Genomic DNA, 15,629 nt, shown 5'->3' with positions numbered 1-15,629 from the left:
GACGCGGGCCTCAATTTCCTGCTGAGCCACTCCAGCGCCTGGCGTCTTGCGCCAGCGGCAGCACGCAGGTGGCACTGTGAATCACCTGCACACCACCGCGTAGTGCCTCACCCACGCGGTGCGTCCCTGCCACGCGGGAACGCCAGGCCTTGCGCCTGCGCAATCGCAAAGATGCTGCCGGTGGCCTGCTGGATGGCGGCAGTTGGCGTGATCAGGCGCGGGCGCCGGTCCAGCGTGCAGGCCAGCCCGGCATCCACCAGCGTGGCATGTGCGTCGTGCAGCGCTTGCGCGGCAGTGCCGGGCAACCACTGCGCCTGCACCAGTGCATCGATCAGTGCGGGCGTGTCGCAGACCTGCAGCAACGGCGGATACTGCGCCGCCTGGCCGAGCACACCGGCCTGCAACAGGAATTCCAGATCGACCAGGCCGCCGGCGCCTTGCTTGAGATCCAGCCGGCCGGCATCGCTGCGATCGAGTTCGGCGCGCATGCGCGCGCGCATCTTGCGCACGTCTTCGTGCAGCAGCGCAGTGTCGCGCACGCGCGCCAGCGTCTCGCGGCGTACCTGTGCAAAGGCCTCGCACAGCGCGGCGTCGCCTGCGACCGCGCGTGCGCGCACCAGCGCCTGATGCTCCCAGGTCCAGGCGCGTTCGCGCTGATACTCGCGGTAGCTGGCCAGCGACGACACCAGCGCGCCCTTGCCGCCGTCCGGACGCAGCCGCACGTCGATGTCGTAGAGCCGGCCCGCGCCGGTTTCGGCAGCGAGCAACGCCATCACCTTCTGCGCAAACCGTGCGAACCAGCGCCCGGCTTCCAGCGGCCGCTTGCCGTCGGAGCTTTCCACCGCACGCGGATGGTCGTAGAGAAACACCAGATCCAAATCCGAGCCGAAGCCCAGTTCCAGCCCGCCCAGGCTGCCGTAGCCGATGATGGCGAACGTGCCGCCGGGCACCTGGCCATGCGCGGCGACCAGTTCGACCCGTGCCAGCTGCAGGACGGTCTGCACTACCGCTTCGGCAAGCCAGGCCAGTTGCCGGGTGCTGTCCACCGCAAGTTGGCGGCCATCGAGCGTGGCCAGCGCGATGCGAAAGCTCAGCGCCAACCGGCGCTCGTTGAGTTCGCGCAAGGCCGCTTCGGTATCGTCGATCTGTAGCGTGTCGGCACATGCCGCATGCAGGGCCGCGCGATCGGGCAAGGGACCGCTGATGCGGGTGTCGAGCAACTCGTCCAGCAGCAGCGGATACGCCGCCAGGCGCTCGGCCAGCAACGCGCTACGCGAGAGCACATCGACCAGGCGTGCCAGCGCATTGGGTTGTTCGTCCAGCAACGCCAGATAGCTGGTGCGGCGCAAGGTGGCCTGCAATAGGCCCAGCATGCGCCGCACGGCGGCATCGGGCTGGCTGGCGCGCGTGGCCGCGTGCAGCAATGCCGGCATGACGCGATCGAGCCGTACCCGCGCGCTATCGGACAGTGCATGCACGCCGGACGACTGCGCAAAATCGCTCAACACCTGATGCGCGTTGGCGGGATCGTGCAAGCCGATGCCCAGCAGCGGCGCCGCATCGCCCTCGGGCAATGCGCGCCAGTAATCGGCCAGCGCATCCGGCGCAGTGGCGCGCACGCGCGGCGCCAGTAACTCGGCAAACTCCGCCGCCACCCGGCTGCGATGCGGGGCCAGCGCGTCCAGCAGCGCCGGCCAGTCCGCATGGCCCAGGCCCAATGCGATCCGCTCGCGGTCCAGCGGCGCCTGCGGCAACGCGTGGGTCTGCGCATCGCGCAACATCTGCAGGCGGTTTTCCAGACGGCGCAAAAAGCGATACGCCTCGGTCAAGGCCGCACCGTTGTCCGCTTCGATCTGGCCTGCTGCAACCAGCGCCTGCAATGCAGGCAACAGCCGCCGCTCGCGCAACGCGGGCTCGCGTCCGGCGCGGATAAGCTGCAGCGACTGCGCAAGAAATTCAATCTCGCGAATACCGCCGGGTCCGCGCTTGATGTCGTCCAGCCGGTCGTGCCGCGCCACTTCGGCAGTGATGGCGGCTTTCATTTCGCGCAAGCCATCCAGTGCGGTGAAATCCAGATAGCGCCGGTAGACAAACGGCCGCAGCGTTTCCAGCCAGGCCTCTCCGGCAGCGATGTCGCCAGCCACCGCGCGTGCCTTGAGCCAGGCATAGCGTTCCCAATCGCGGCCTTCGCGCTGGAAATACTGGTCCATGCCGGTGAACGACAACGCCACGCGGCCAGCGGTGCCGAACGGGCGCAGGCGCAGGTCCACGCGGTGGCTGAACCCATCGGCGGTGGTTTCGTCGAGCAACTTGGCCAGTTGCTGGCCCAATCGCGCGAAGTATTCTTCGGCCGCCAACGGGCGCGTGCCGGTGGACTGCCCGCCCTGCGGGTAGGCGTAGACCAGATCCACATCCGAAGAAAAATTCAGCTCGCCACCACCGAGTTTGCCCAGCCCGAAGACCACCAGCTGCTGCACGCTGCCGTCTTCGGCAATCACCTGTCCATGGCGGCTGTCGAACTGCTGCTCCAGCGCCTGCAGCGCACATTGCAGGCAGGCTTCTGCCAACCGGGTCGCACCGGCAAGCGTGGCGTCCACGCTGTCCAGGCCCAGCACGTCGCGCCACACCAGGCGGGTGGATTCAGCAGCGCGGTAGCGCCGTAACTGCGCCGCCCAGGCCTGTGGCTGCGCCGGGTCGAGCGTTGGCACCGGCAGCGGTAGCGGATCGGCCTGGGCCAGGTGCAGCAGCAGTGCCGGCTGGCGCGCCAGGGTTTCCAGCGCGAAGTCGCTGACAAGCGCGACCTGTTCGAGCGCTTGCGCAAAATCGCCGCCAGGCCACGGCTGCTCGGCAGGGACAGCCTGGCGGACGCGCGCCACGGCGCGCTCGATCAGAGCGGTGAGCGCAGGAGAAGCAGATGTGATGGGCAGCGACATACGTCGATTCTGGCATCCCTGCACGGTGGTGGCATGTGCGCGCGCGCCATCATCCGGATGCGGCGTGCTGCCTGCGCACCCGCCTGCGCGATGCGTGACGCAGGCGAGTGCGTCTGCAAACGCTGTACGACCAGGCCAGACCAGGCCCGGTGTGGTGCGAGGCGCAACGCACGCTGGTGTGGAGCGAGGTGGCGGGCCGCCGCGTGCTCGGTTGGCGCGAAGACGGCGCAGTGGACGTGCTGCTGGACGCCACCGCCTTCACCCACGGCAATGCGGTGGATGCGCAACGGGTGCCTTGCGCGCATGGCCGCCGCGCGATCACCCGCCGCGATGCGGCTGGACGGACACATTTGCTGGTCAGTCGTTTCGAGGGCAAACGGCTGAAGTCGTGCAACGCGCCGAGCGTGGCGCGCGACGGCGCGATCTGGTTCGCCGACCCACCGTTTGGCCTGCTCAAGCCCAGCCAAGGCTGCCCAGCCCGCAGGGACTGGACCACCTCAGCGTCTACCGGCGGCCGCCCGATGCTGGCCCGCTGCAGCGCATGACCAGGCTGGATCACCCCAATGGCTTGACGTCTTCGCCCGACGCGCGCGTGCTGTACGTGTCGCAAACCCCGGAGGACGGCCCTGGCGAACCGGAGATCACCGCATGGGATTGGTGCGATGGTGCACTGCACGATCGACGCCGCTTTGCAGGGGTGCCAAACGGTCTGGCCGACAGCTTCTGCGTGGGCCGGCAAGGATGGCTGTGGAGCAGCTCCGGCGCAGGCACGTGCATCTTCGTTCCGAAAGGACGCCTGTTGGGGCTGGTATCGCCCCCCGCACCGCGTCATTGCAGCTTTGATCAGGATCAGCGGCGGCCGTTCATCAGCGGCGGCAGCACGCTGTGGATGCGGGAACTGCGGTAAATCCCTGGTTTTACGGAGCTGCACATGCTTGACTGGTCAAACGTCAGGCAATAAAAAAGCCCGCTTGCAGCGAACTGCCAGCGGGCTTTGCTCCCTCCCCCACGTCGGGATGCAGGATCATAGTGCGCGCCCCGAATCCGACTTGCACGCTGCACTGCAAAACAACACCAGACGGTACAGAACTGTCCCAGTTTTCTTCACGCAACGCTGCCGCGTCCGGTTGTTATCGCAACAGATCCGGCTGCGCCTGATACCACTCCGGCGCCCGTAGCAGATGCCACTCGGGTGTGTCGTTGCGCAGGCCGACTGCCGCACTCACTACACCCCAGCGCGCGAGCAGGCTGCCGCTGCGCTGCGTGCCTTGCAGGCGCAACCGTGCATCGACCTGGAAACGTGCGTTGCGCGCCTGCAGTCGATCGACGATGACGGTATCGCCTTGCCAATGCACCCGACCGACGACCTGCGCCTGCCCTGCATCCACCAACCGCAGCATCCAGTTGGGAATGGAGCGGTCGCGCGCGTACAGCGCCATCAAAAACGCCAGGTCGCGTACCTGGATACGCATGCGTCCATCCACACCGACCGGCTGCCGCCACTGCATGCGCGTGTCGTCCAGCACGATGCGTGCCCACCAGCCATCGCGGCGCTGTCCATCCGGACCGGTAAATCCGACATTGCGCAGCTGCACCGTACTGGCATCGAGGCGAAAATTTTCCGCACGCAGATCGCCACGCTGCAGGCGCAGATCGGCATCCACGTCGCCACGCAATGCGAGCCCGGCAAACTGCAAGCGCGCCGCGCGTGCACCGAGACGCAATCCGCCCTTGCCGATACGCCCACCGGGCTCGATCTGCAGATCGCCGCTAAGCACCCCGTTGCCACCATCGAACCGCAGCTGCTGCTGCGGCAGATAGCGGTTGTATGCGCGCAAATCAGGCACACGCGCATTGGCAAAGGTCAGATGCGCACGCGTGGCATCGCGCAAGGTGGCCAGGTTGCGTGCATCGGCGCGCGTCTGCAGATCCAGACGCAGATCGCGGCCTTGCACGAACGGACGCGTGGGTGCGTCGGTGTGGGCGATCGCAAACTGCTGCATCTGCAGTGCGAGCGCGGGCAACAGCTGACCATTGGCATCGGCATCCACGCGCAGATCCGCACTGGCCTGGCCATCGATCGCGTGGCCCATCACGCCGACATGCGCGCGCACATGCGGCACCCGCAGCCGGCTGCCGGCACCGAGCTGGCCACGCGCGATGCGCAGGTCCGCATCGACCAGGCCATCGCCCTCCAAGGTGAGCCAGTCCACATCCGGAAATAGCGCGGGAATCCAGCTGAGTGACGCCAGCTGCCAATGCAGCCGTGCATGCCCGGAGGTGCGCGGCAGCAGGTCGCGTATGGACTGCAGCGGCACCTGCCGGCCCTGCACGCGCAGGTCGGCATCCAGCGTCAACCCCGCATCGGCAGGCTCAGGCATGCTCACGGTCAGGCGCATGTTGTCATCCACCTGCAACTGCGCCGACAGCTCGCCCAACAAGGCGGCAGGCATTCGCGTGCTGTCGTGCAGGGGTGCGCGCCAGCGCAGCTGGCTGCCCGGTTGCAACGCGCCGCGCGTCCAGCGCAACTCGCCATCCGCACGCCCTTTGCCCGGCCGCGTGGTCACCGTGTGGCGGCCCTGCGCGGTGCGGGTGACATCCAGCGCGGCGGTGTCGCCATGCACGGCCACCAGCGCATCGGTCAGCTGCAGCAAGGCCAGCCCGCGCGCCTGGTCGGGCGCATGCCGCGCAATGCTCGCTTCCAGGCGCAGCTGCCCGTTGCGCAGCAGTTCGCTCTTGCCCCACTGCACGCGTGCCTTGTCGAACACCGCATGCGATGGGAACAGTTCCATCGGCCCGCCGCGCAGCTGCTTGAACAGACCGAGCTGCAGCTGGCCGTCGCCTTCGATCCGCAATTGGCGCAGCGATAGCGCGTGTACCTGCGCGGCATCGATGCGGTCGAACTGCAGTGTCCAGGCCGGCGCGGCGGGGTTTGGATTTGCAGGGGGCTTAGCGGATTGCGGACTGCGCGCCTGATCCGATGGAGACGACGCTGTTGCTGTTGCTGTTGCTGTTGCTGCTGTTGCTGCTGTTGCTGTTGCTGTTGCTGCTGTTGCTGTTGCTGTTGCTGTTGCTGTCGGCTTCGCACGTTCTGCGGCTGTCGCTGTTGTTGCTGTCGAAGGCGTTGCTGTCGCGTGCGTTGCATTCGCTGCGACTTCCTCGGGTGCAGCGGTCGCGGATGCATTCGATGTTGCGTCCATCGTCGTGGTTGCCGGCTTTGCACCCACCGCGGCAGCAGCGGGAGCTGCGCCCAGGGCATCCGCTATGGACGGTGCCGACTGCAGGCCGGCACGCACACCGTGCACATGCAGTTCCGGCACCAGCAGTTGCCGATGCAGCAAGGGCAATATCCGGATCTGCCCGCTCATGCGCTGCGCACTGACGCTCCAGCGGTTGCGGGTGGAGCGGCCTTGCAGATCGACATCCCACAACATCACCCGTCCCGGCCACCAGGTCAGCCCAGGGCCCCACTGCATGGCAAAGCTGTCCGGCTTGCGATTGAGCGCTGCCGGCCCGAGCGGGGTGTTGAGCAGCAGGTTGCCCAGCAGCATGTAGCCCACATACAGCGCGATCACGGCCGATAACGGCCAACGCAGCGCGCGGGGCAATGCGCGCCAGCGGGCGCGAACAGGCATCGTCATGACGTCAGGCTCCTTCAAGACCGCGCAGGCGGCGCCGCGCAGTGTGCCAAGCAGACCGTGAGTGCGGTGCGCATCGTCGGCACATGGCTGCGCACGCGTATGCGCGTGGCGATGGCGATGGCGATGATTACCGCGAGGCCTGGCGCTTGGCGTGGACGCCACGCGCTAAACGCTCCGCTCAATGCTTGATCAGGCAACCGGACGACTTAGAGCGACTAACACACCGTAGCGAGCAGTCGTCAGGTGGGTGGACAAAGCACAGGAACCGAAGTGTACGAGTGCACCCTGCCGAATCCGAGCATCGCCCGCACTCGCCTGGCAGTGAGCGCAGCCGCTTTGTTAGCCGCTCTTCGCCATCTGATGCACACGCCGCGCGGCCCGCACTGTGATCTACGCGGCATCGCCCAAGATGGATACCACACCCAGCATCACGCCACGCCACGCCAGCACGCTTCGCCAATCGCTTACTTCCGCCTGGATACAGGCGGCAGCAAGCCCGGCTGCTTGTCGTACCACTCGCGTGCGCCGGCCAGATGCCATTGACGCTGCTTGCCATCCAGTTCGATGCCGGCGCCGAGCACGCCCCAACTCAGATACAGATTGCCGCGCCGCGTGTCGTCGTCCAACGCCAGGCGCGCGCGCAACGAAAGCCGCGCGTTTTCTGCCTGCAGATCGTCGACCGTGAGTTGCTGCTTACGCCAGCGTACGCGGCCGGTGGCATCGAGCTCGCCCGAATCCAGCAAGCCCACCACCCAGCGCGGATAGTCGGCCCGCTGCGCGAACACCGACAGCAGCGGCGCGGCATCGCGCATGCGCAGCGCCGCGTCGGCGTCCAGCTGAAACGGTGCGCTGGCCTGGATGGTGCCGGCACCGACCTGCAGTTCGCCCCACCAGTTGGTATCGGCGGTGTCCTCGCCCACACGCATGTTGCGCAGACGCACGCGCGTCCCGCTGAGGTCGAAGAACTTGTTCTTGAAGTCGGCGCGTTGCAGCTGCGCCTGCAGATCGGCATCGCCGCGCATCTGCACGCCGGCCAGCGCCAGATGCGCGCCCTGCCCCCGCAGATGCGCATGCCCGCTGCCGACATCGCCGGCCGCGTTGAGCGCGACATCGCCGGTCAGGCTGCCGCTGCCGCCGAGCAGGCGTACGGCCTTACCGGACAGATAGCGGTTGTAGACCGTCAGGTCGGGCACCTTCGCATCGCTGAAACGCAGCTGCGCCTTGAGCGTGTCGCGCAGGCGCGCCAGTTCCGCATCGCCATGCATGGCCAGCTGCAGGTCGCGACCATCCAGCAGGATCTGCTTGGGCGCATCGCGTGGCGCGGCGCGGAACGTGGGAATGCTCACATCCAGATGCGCCTGCGGGGTGGCGGCATCGTCGATGCGGCCGCGCGCCCTGGCGATGCCGGTCAAACGCGTGTCGAACACCTGCGCCACCGCCTCCACACGTGGAATCTCCAGGCTGCTGCCGCTGGTCAACCGACCTTGCGCCAGACGTAGATCGGCTTCCACCAGGCCGCCGCCTTCCAGCTGAAACCACGGCTTACGCACGAACAGCTCGGCGATCCAGTTCAAGGATTCGAACTTCCAGCGCCCCTGCACCTGTCCCGATAGCCGCGGCAAGATCTGCGCCGGCTCCTGGAAGGGAATGCTGCGGCCGGCAATGCGCAGATCGGCGTGCAGTTCACTGCCGGTGTCTGCATCGCGCGGCAACCGCGCCTGCACGCGGATGTCCTGCGCCACGTCCAGCTGCAACGCCAGCATGCCGCGGTCGGTGGCACCGACACCGGCCATCAACGGCAGCCGCCACACCGCGTGACTGCCCGGCTGCAGCGCGCCGCGGTCCAGCGTGATGTCGGCCTCCACGCGCGCGACCGATGGCCCGCTGCGGATGTCCACGTGCGGGGCACCGGTATCGATCTTCAATGCCACCGTACTGGCCTTCAACTGCAGGCGCGCATGGGTGATACCGAGCTTGCGCAGGCCTGGCGCTTCATCGCGGTAGTGGCGCGGAAACTGGAACTGCGCATCCAGCTGCGCGCCATTGAAGACCTGCACCCCATCGAAGCTGACCACCGCATCGGTAAAGCCCGCCTCGGACGGAAACAGCTCCGATGGCCCGCCCTTGAGCTGTTTCAGAAAGCCGACCCTGCCGTGGCCGTTGCCTGCGATCAGCAGTTTCCCCACGCGCGCACTGCGGATGCTGTCGCTGCTGATCGCATCGAAGCGCAGGGTCCAGCCCTGGTCGCCACGTGGCGGCGGCGGGATGGGCGTATCGGAGGTTTCCACGTCCGCGCTCAGGCCGGTGGCATGCAGCCACGGCAGACGGACCTCACGCCGGAACAGGGCCAGCAGCGCGATGCGTGCATGCGCGCGATCGGCATGGAAGACATACACGGTGCGGTTGGCCTGCCCGCGCATCCGCACATTCCACGCCATCACCTCGCCCGGGAACAGCGTCAGTGCCGGGCCAGTCTGCATGGTGAACTTGTGCGGCTGCCGGTTGGTGGTGGCATCGAACAACGGCGTGTTGAGAAACACATTGCCGGCCAGCAGATACAGCGCGTACAGCGCCAACAGCACCAGCAGTGCGAGCCGCCACGGCCGGGGCCAGCGCTGAAAGCGTTCGCGAAGAGAGGGCATGGGCGCAGGCGAAGAAGAGTCTGCCGCCACTATCGGGGGTGCGCCGACGGCGAGGCGTGAATGCTGAGGGTGCGCGATACCGTGAAGGCGCTGTCAGGGGGGCCTGGAATGCCCGCTGCAGCCTATGCATGCGCGACACGCAGTGACGCTTCGCGGCCGCGTTCGGCTGACAATGGACGCAGCGATTCCAGATGGCGTGCTCACTGGCAGCAGACGCCAGTGACCATTGCATCAAGGTCGCACGCAGCCAGATGCCTGCAGCGGGCGATAACGGGCATCCCGTTGCCGCTGTGCCCGCCATGTCCGAGCAACGCATCCTGTACGCGCCGCTGCGCGACCGACGGGTGTCTGCCGTGGCGACAGCCGAGCTGACCCAACCGGACCAGGCCATGGCGACGAGCGGCTTCACCGGCACCGGCTACCCAAGGCGGTGCCGATGGCGATAGCGCAGCGGATCGAAGCGGCGAACCTACAAGGCAAGCAGTGGCCAATCTGCGCGTGCTCACGACCAATCAGCACGCGCGCCAGTCGCTCGACCATTGCGTATCCCCGCGCTATCGCAATGCACTGGGACACCAGGTGGCACGCGCCAATCACGATAGCGATGGCACGCACACCCCGCATACGCTGACTAAGTCATTGGCGCGGCGCCAGCGCTGGCTCGACCCTGGCGACATGCTGGGCTGACGTTGCATGCATACACAGGTTATTGGGTTACGTGGCCATGCATGCAGCGATGTACGCAAGTGAAGCACCGCCGCGGCGCCGCTTAACTCTTTCGAAACTTCATGTCTGCCGGCGCCACGCAGCGACATGCGCAGGTCATGCTCCGGGGCGATAACGTCCCTACCCGCTCGCTGGCGGTGCAGAACGTCTCTCCCTCCTAGCCACCGCAGCGACGGGTCACCAGTGGGTGGTGTTGTTCAATCCGCCGGACCGGCTCCCTGCGCCGGTCCGGCGTTTTTCTTTGGCCGCCCGTGTGGTGGTTCAGGAGAATGGATTGGTTTTTCCGGCGCACCATCGCACCACCCATCTCCCGCCGGCACAGTGGCTTTGGTTTTCTCGGACGAAAGACGCTTTCATCCTGTCGATGCGCGCTGCTTTCATCCTGTCCGAATAAGCAACGCTCCTGGCCTTCTCCCGTAGGGAGAAGGTGGCGCGTCGCGCCGGATGCGGGTCCGGGCGACACTTGGTGCCGCATCCGTAAGCCAACCAACACGTTGCATCGGCCTGCGAACGCGATGTCGCACGCTTACGCAGCCTCGGCAATGCGCCGCGCGCGCCGGGCGCGCACTGCAGTCGCCAGGCGATCCAGTACCTGTACCGAAGTGTCCCAATCCAGGCAGCCGTCGGTGATGCTCTGGCCGTAGGTCAGCTCGCAGCCTGCGACAAGTTCCTGGCGGCCGCCGACCAGATGGCTTTCCACCATGACGCCGACGATGCGCGTCTCGCCGCCTTCCAGCTGCCGCGCGATGTCATCGATCACCTTGGGCTGGTTGTCGGGATTCTTGCCGCTGTTGGCGTGGCTGGCGTCGATCATCAACCGTGCCGGCAGACCGGAGGTATTGAGCACCTGGCTGGCCGATTCCACATTGGCCGCATCGAAGTTGGGCACCTTGCCGCCGCGCAGGATCACATGGCAATCCGGATTGCCCGCAGTCGCTGCCACCGCGGTCTGGCCGTCCTTGGTCACGGCCAGGAAATGATGCGGATGCGAGGCCGCGCCCACGGCGTCCACCGCAATCTTGACGTCACCACCGGTGCCGTTCTTGAACCCCACCGGGCACGACAGACCCGAGGCCATTTCGCGATGCACCTGGCTTTCGGTGGTGCGTGCGCCGATTGCACCCCAGGCCACCAGGTCGGCGATGTATTGCGGCGAAATGATGTCGAGAAACTCCACACCGGCCGGCAAGCCAAGGTTGTTGATGTCGCGCAGCAGGCCGCGCGCCACGCGCAGCCCCTTGTTGATCTGGAAGCTGCCATCCAGATCCGGATCGTTGATCAGGCCCTTCCAGCCGATGGTGGTGCGCGGCTTTTCGAAGTACACCCGCATCACGATCTCCAGCGCATCGCCGAACTGCTCGCGCAGTGGGCGCAGCCGGTGTGCGTACTCCATCGCCGCGACCGGGTCGTGGATCGAGCAGGGCCCGATCACCACCGCCAGGCGGTCGTCGCGCCCATGCAGGATCTCGTGCAGCGCAGCGCGCGAGTTGGTGACGGTTTCGGAGGCGCGCTCATCGCAGGGCAGCAGCGACAGCAGCTGCGAAGGCGGTGCGAGGGCTTCGATCTTGCGGATACGCAGGTCATCGGTCACAGGCGGCATAACAGTGTCTCGGGTCGGCGGTTGCATCGGGGAGCCAGGCGAAGCGGCAACAAAAAAGCCGCCAGTGTGCGCTGGCGGCTTTTCGGGAATGCTGCTGAAGTTTCCTTCAGGGTGAGCGCAATCCTTCCTCCGCCAGCGGCATCGGAAAACCGTAGTACCAAAAATAAAACTGGCTGCGGGGTGCGTTCATGGGATGCATTGATACCACGCGTTTTTGCGTGTTGCCACTGTTTCATCGGCAACGGACGTGCGCCCTATCGCAGTCGATGCACTGCCGGGACGCGAGAAAGGCCCGCCGGCATATCCCTCGTTGACCACGACGGCGTGGCGCGACGCAATCGATGAGCGATGTGCGACCAGCCCTTTTGGCGCGGCTGTTTCATAAAGCTTGCGGTCCGTAGCTGCGGCGGGACGATTAACGCACTGGTACGCAAGTCCGCTTGTCCGACATCCGATGCGTGGATGCAGATGCGTCGTGACACTCAGCAGATCGTACATAGCGTTCCAAATTCGTATCTCGCTGCGGGCAACGACACATATATTCGCCAGATGCCAGTTGAGCAACGGCACCGCCACCAGCAACCCCTCTTTCCTCCAGCATGGAATTGCTATCCGTATCCACGCGAGCGCTGCACTGCGGCCCGTCTAATGTCGGGTTGCAGCCGATCGTCATTGCACTGCTATGCGCCGCGTCCGCTTGCACCTTGACCTTGCAGCCGCTGTTCACTGCATTGCCGCGCACGCTATCGATGCTTGCACCAAACAGCATCGCGCTAGCTTGATCGACCGCGCCACCGCGCACCACGCCACAGCGATCATGCCGTGACGTGGTGTGCATGCAGCAACCACATCACTCAAAACGTAAACACATACTCCGCTGCGACTTCGCGGCCGATCGGGTTGAACAAGGTGGTGTTGTAGAACCCGTAGCCGTAAAAGCGCTCCTTGTTCTCGTAGCCCACTTCGTTGAACACGTTGTTGACGTAGAAGTTGACCTTGGCGTGGTCGGTGATCTTGTAGCCGGTGCTGAGGTTCCAGTAGATCGCCGGGCCCACGCGACCGAAGTAGCGCTTGCTGCTCTCGCCCAGATGCACGTTGGCGGTGTCGGTTACCAGGCATTGGTCCGATGCGCTGGGCTGGTAGCCATCGTCGAAGCGCGCGCAGGTGCCCCAATTGACCGCACGCATCGAGCCAAGCCGGCGGAAGTACACCGTCCAGTCCCAGGCGCCGCCGTTGTCCCAATGCACGCTGCCACGCACCCGGCTGCGCACGCGTTCGTCGCGGCGGTTTTCGTCGCTGTCGGTGCGGTAGATCTGTTCGCGATAGGCGATCAGGTTGTTGTAATCCAGCGACAGCTGGAAGTTGCCCCAGCCGGCGGTGGCTAGACGATATTTCAGCGATGCATCGATGCCGGAGGTTTCCATCTGCGCCAGGTTGATCGGGCCGCGCTCGATGCTGGCGATGGTGCCGTCGGCATTGCGCACCACGCGCGAGGTGATGGTGTCGCAATAGCCCGCACCGCCGGGGTTGTTCCAGGCGCCACCGCTGACGGTGGTGCCGGTGCGGCAGCCGGCTTCGGCGGACAGGATCTCGTCGCGGTCCAGATCCTTGATCATTTCCTCCAGCTGGATGCGGTAGTAATCCACGCTCAGCGACACCCCTTGCGCGATATCCCACACCACTCCGCCAGTGAACGAGCGGCCGGTTTCCGAGCGTAGATCCGGGGTGCCGCGCCGATTCACATCCACGGTGTAGTAGATGTCGTTGTTTTCGTCGTTGCAGCCGCCGGTGAGGTAGGCGCCTGAGGAAATGCAGCGGTATTGATCGATCACGGTCTGGTTGGTGGAGCTGGGTTCGCCGAGCACGTAGTGCATGTCCGGCGCGCGGAAGCTGGTGGCCAGCGTGCTACGCAACAACAGGCTCTCGACCGGGCGCCATTCCAAGCCCGCGCTCCAGGTGGTATCGCTTTGCGTGCCGACATCGGTGGCGATGGCGGCCGACGACCGGTAACTGCCATAGCGGTCGTAGCGACCGGCCACATTCGCGCTCAACGTGGACAGCAACGGGATCTGGAATTCCAGGCCGGCCGAGCTGCGCACGCGTTCGCCGCCGCCGCTATCGACCACATCCACCGGGTAGCACTCGTTGGCGCACGGGTCCGGCGACAGTTGATAGCCCTGCTTGGCGACTTCGGCCACGGTGGCGAAGCGGATCGGTCCGGCCCAGCCCTGCACCAGATCGCCGCTGAGGCTGAAACTGGCCTGATTCACCCAGGAATACGCAGCGTTGTGCGATTTGGCGACCAGGTCGTCGTACTGGTCCGACGACAGCGGTGCGTACAGGCGCGCTTCGTTGATCGCATAGATGGGCGAGCCATCGGCCGCGGTGCCGGTGGGGCTGCCGAGGAAGTACTCGGTGGCACGCGCGGTATCCACGGTGCGGATGTATTCGTCCACGGTGTAGCGCGAGCGGCCCACGCTCAACTCCCAATCGAAGCGGTCGGCCCAGACCCCGCGCAGGCCGGCGCTGAGATCCCAGGACTGTTCCTTGTTGTAGTTGGCCAGCCGGTCCCAGCCGCCGGCTTCGCGCCGGGTGAGCTGACGGATCAGGTTCAACGAGCGCCCGGTGGCCGCATCCTGGAACGGGCCCAGATACGCGTATGGCGGGTCGTAGGTCCAGCGCCCGATGCTGCGGTTGGCCGACAGCGTGGCCCAGGCTTCGGTGTGTTCGCCGAACTTCCAGGTGCCGTAGAGATAGGCCGAATAATCTTCGCTGCCGGTGACCAGGCCCCAGTCGCCGTAATCGCGCGCCACGCCGCAATAGTTGCCGGTATTGGTGAGCGCGCCGCTGTTCTGGTCGTAGCTCAGCCGCTGCGCATCGACGAACTCGCCGCCGAAGCGCGCGCAGGTGCCCGCAGGCGGCGCCAGACGCTGGTTGGTGTTGGCATCGACCAGGCTCAGGCCAGTGAATGGATTGAAGCCATACAGGCGGTTCTGGCCGGTCCAGTTGGAATAGGACATGTCGTCCGAGTCGTCCATTTCCGGGCGATCGCGGCCGCTCAAGGGGTCGCGCCGCGTGGCCTGCAGGGCGTAGGTCACGCTCCAGTTTTCGCCGGTGCGCCCGCCCGCCCACGACACATCGAAACTGTCGCGCCCGCCTTCGGTGGCGGTGCCGCCACGCAGGCGCACCTGGTCGCCCTGGTAGTCGCGCTTGAGGATCACGTTGACCACGCCGGCCACCGCATCCGAGCCGTAGATCGCCGAGGCGCCGCCAGTAAGGATCTCGATACGCTCCACCGCCGCGGACGGGATATTGCTGTAGTTGGAAAAGTTGCTTTCGCCGCCGTAAGGCAGCGGGTAATCGGCGACGCGGTGGCCGTTGACCAGCAGCAGGGTGCGCCCCGGCCCCAGGTCGCGCAGATTGATCGGCGAGGCGTTGGGCGTGTGCGAGCCCCATTGCGTATCGGCTTCCACCGAGCCCTGCTGATTCATGCTGTTGAGCACGTCGTAGACGGTGGCGAAACCTTCCTGCTGGATCTGCTGCGCGGAGATGGTGACCACCGGCTGCGCGCCTTCGACCTGCGCGCGCTTGATGCGCGAGCCGGTGACGCTGACCGCGTCCAGCGTGGAGGTAGCGCGCGGTGTGTCCGGCTCGGTTTGCTGGGCCATGAGCGGCGCTGCGGCAGCCGTCAGTGCAAGAGATACGGAAATCGACAAGGCAAGACGATGACTGCGGCAGTTCATAAGATCCCCGGGAGAAGCCGGACGCGGCCGGCGTGGCAGTGCGCTGCAACGACGTCTGCCAGCGATGCATGCACCGCCGCCCCTTGTCCGATGGCCCCCCGACCACGCGGCGCAAACGCCTGCCCAGCGACGCTAGGGCTGCGATGACATCGGTGTCAACACACTGTCACGCAAGTGTGATCGACATCGCGGTCCTGGGTTTGCGAACCCACTGGACACGCTTGCGCTCGCATCGCGATTGCGCGAAGTGCGGCGCACTCTGCAAGGGATGCGTCGCACGCTTCGGCTTGGTCGGCTGCTTGGTCGGCTGCTTGGTCGGCTTGCCTGATCGACTGGCCGCCTGT

At 66.1% G+C, this 15,629-nt stretch carries 7 protein-coding genes, 1 other RNA gene and 1 pseudogene; 2 read left to right on the top strand and 7 right to left on the bottom strand.

The features are described from left to right. Positions 1-107: 107 nt before the first annotated feature. Positions 108-2,933 (bottom strand): bifunctional [glutamate--ammonia ligase]-adenylyl-L-tyrosine phosphorylase/[glutamate--ammonia-ligase] adenylyltransferase, encoded by a 2,826-nt coding sequence (gene glnE / locus ACZZ0O_RS08925; RefSeq protein ID WP_463590574.1) that lies wholly within the window; start codon positions 2,931-2,933, stop codon positions 108-110. Positions 2,934-3,043: 110 nt separating this feature from the next. Here glnE and ACZZ0O_RS08920 point away from each other — a divergent pair. Continuing rightward, positions 3,044-3,840, top strand: a pseudogene (locus tag ACZZ0O_RS08920) (SMP-30/gluconolactonase/LRE family protein); the annotation flags it as partial. Between the two features lie 223 nt (positions 3,841-4,063). Here the strand turns inward: ACZZ0O_RS08920 and ACZZ0O_RS08915 are convergent. From ACZZ0O_RS08915 to ACZZ0O_RS08905, 3 genes are all read right to left on the bottom strand, one after another. Then, positions 4,064-6,484 carry a hypothetical protein gene (locus tag ACZZ0O_RS08915; protein WP_463592423.1) on the bottom strand — a complete coding sequence of 807 codons (2,421 nt, stop codon included), beginning with the start codon at positions 6,482-6,484 and terminating at the stop codon, positions 4,064-4,066. Positions 6,485-6,787: 303 nt separating this feature from the next. Then, positions 6,788-6,858, bottom strand: a non-coding RNA gene (locus ACZZ0O_RS08910) — sX9 sRNA. 180 nt (positions 6,859-7,038) lie between these two features. Next, on the bottom strand, positions 7,039-9,216 hold the full coding sequence (locus tag ACZZ0O_RS08905) for a translocation/assembly module TamB domain-containing protein (protein WP_463590573.1): 2,178 nt from the start codon (positions 9,214-9,216) through the stop codon (positions 7,039-7,041). A gap of 483 nt (positions 9,217-9,699) precedes the next feature. Here ACZZ0O_RS08905 and ACZZ0O_RS08900 point away from each other — a divergent pair, with 483 nt between their 5' ends. After that, positions 9,700-9,903 (top strand): hypothetical protein, encoded by a 204-nt coding sequence (locus tag ACZZ0O_RS08900; RefSeq protein WP_463590572.1) that lies wholly within the window; start codon positions 9,700-9,702, stop codon positions 9,901-9,903. Positions 9,904-10,468: 565 nt separating this feature from the next. Here the strand turns inward: ACZZ0O_RS08900 and ACZZ0O_RS08895 are convergent. The 3 genes from ACZZ0O_RS08895 to ACZZ0O_RS08885 all read right to left on the bottom strand — a co-directional run bounded on the left by ACZZ0O_RS08895 (position 10,469) and on the right by ACZZ0O_RS08885 (position 15,210). Further along, a complete protein-coding gene (locus tag ACZZ0O_RS08895) occupies positions 10,469-11,542 on the bottom strand; it encodes a 3-deoxy-7-phosphoheptulonate synthase (protein ID WP_463590571.1) in 1,074 nt (357 codons plus the stop codon). Positions 11,543-11,957: 415 nt separating this feature from the next. Next, positions 11,958-12,380: a hypothetical protein gene (locus ACZZ0O_RS08890; protein WP_463590570.1), complete on the bottom strand. Its 423-nt coding sequence runs from the start codon at positions 12,378-12,380 to the stop codon at positions 11,958-11,960. Between the two features lie 16 nt (positions 12,381-12,396). Then, positions 12,397-15,210 (bottom strand): TonB-dependent receptor plug domain-containing protein, encoded by a 2,814-nt coding sequence (locus ACZZ0O_RS08885; RefSeq protein WP_463590569.1) that lies wholly within the window; start codon positions 15,208-15,210, stop codon positions 12,397-12,399. Positions 15,211-15,629 lie beyond the last annotated feature (419 nt).

Source organism: Xanthomonas sp. AC360 (assembly GCF_979258225.1).
This window is presented reverse-complemented; position numbering and strand designations above follow the sequence as displayed.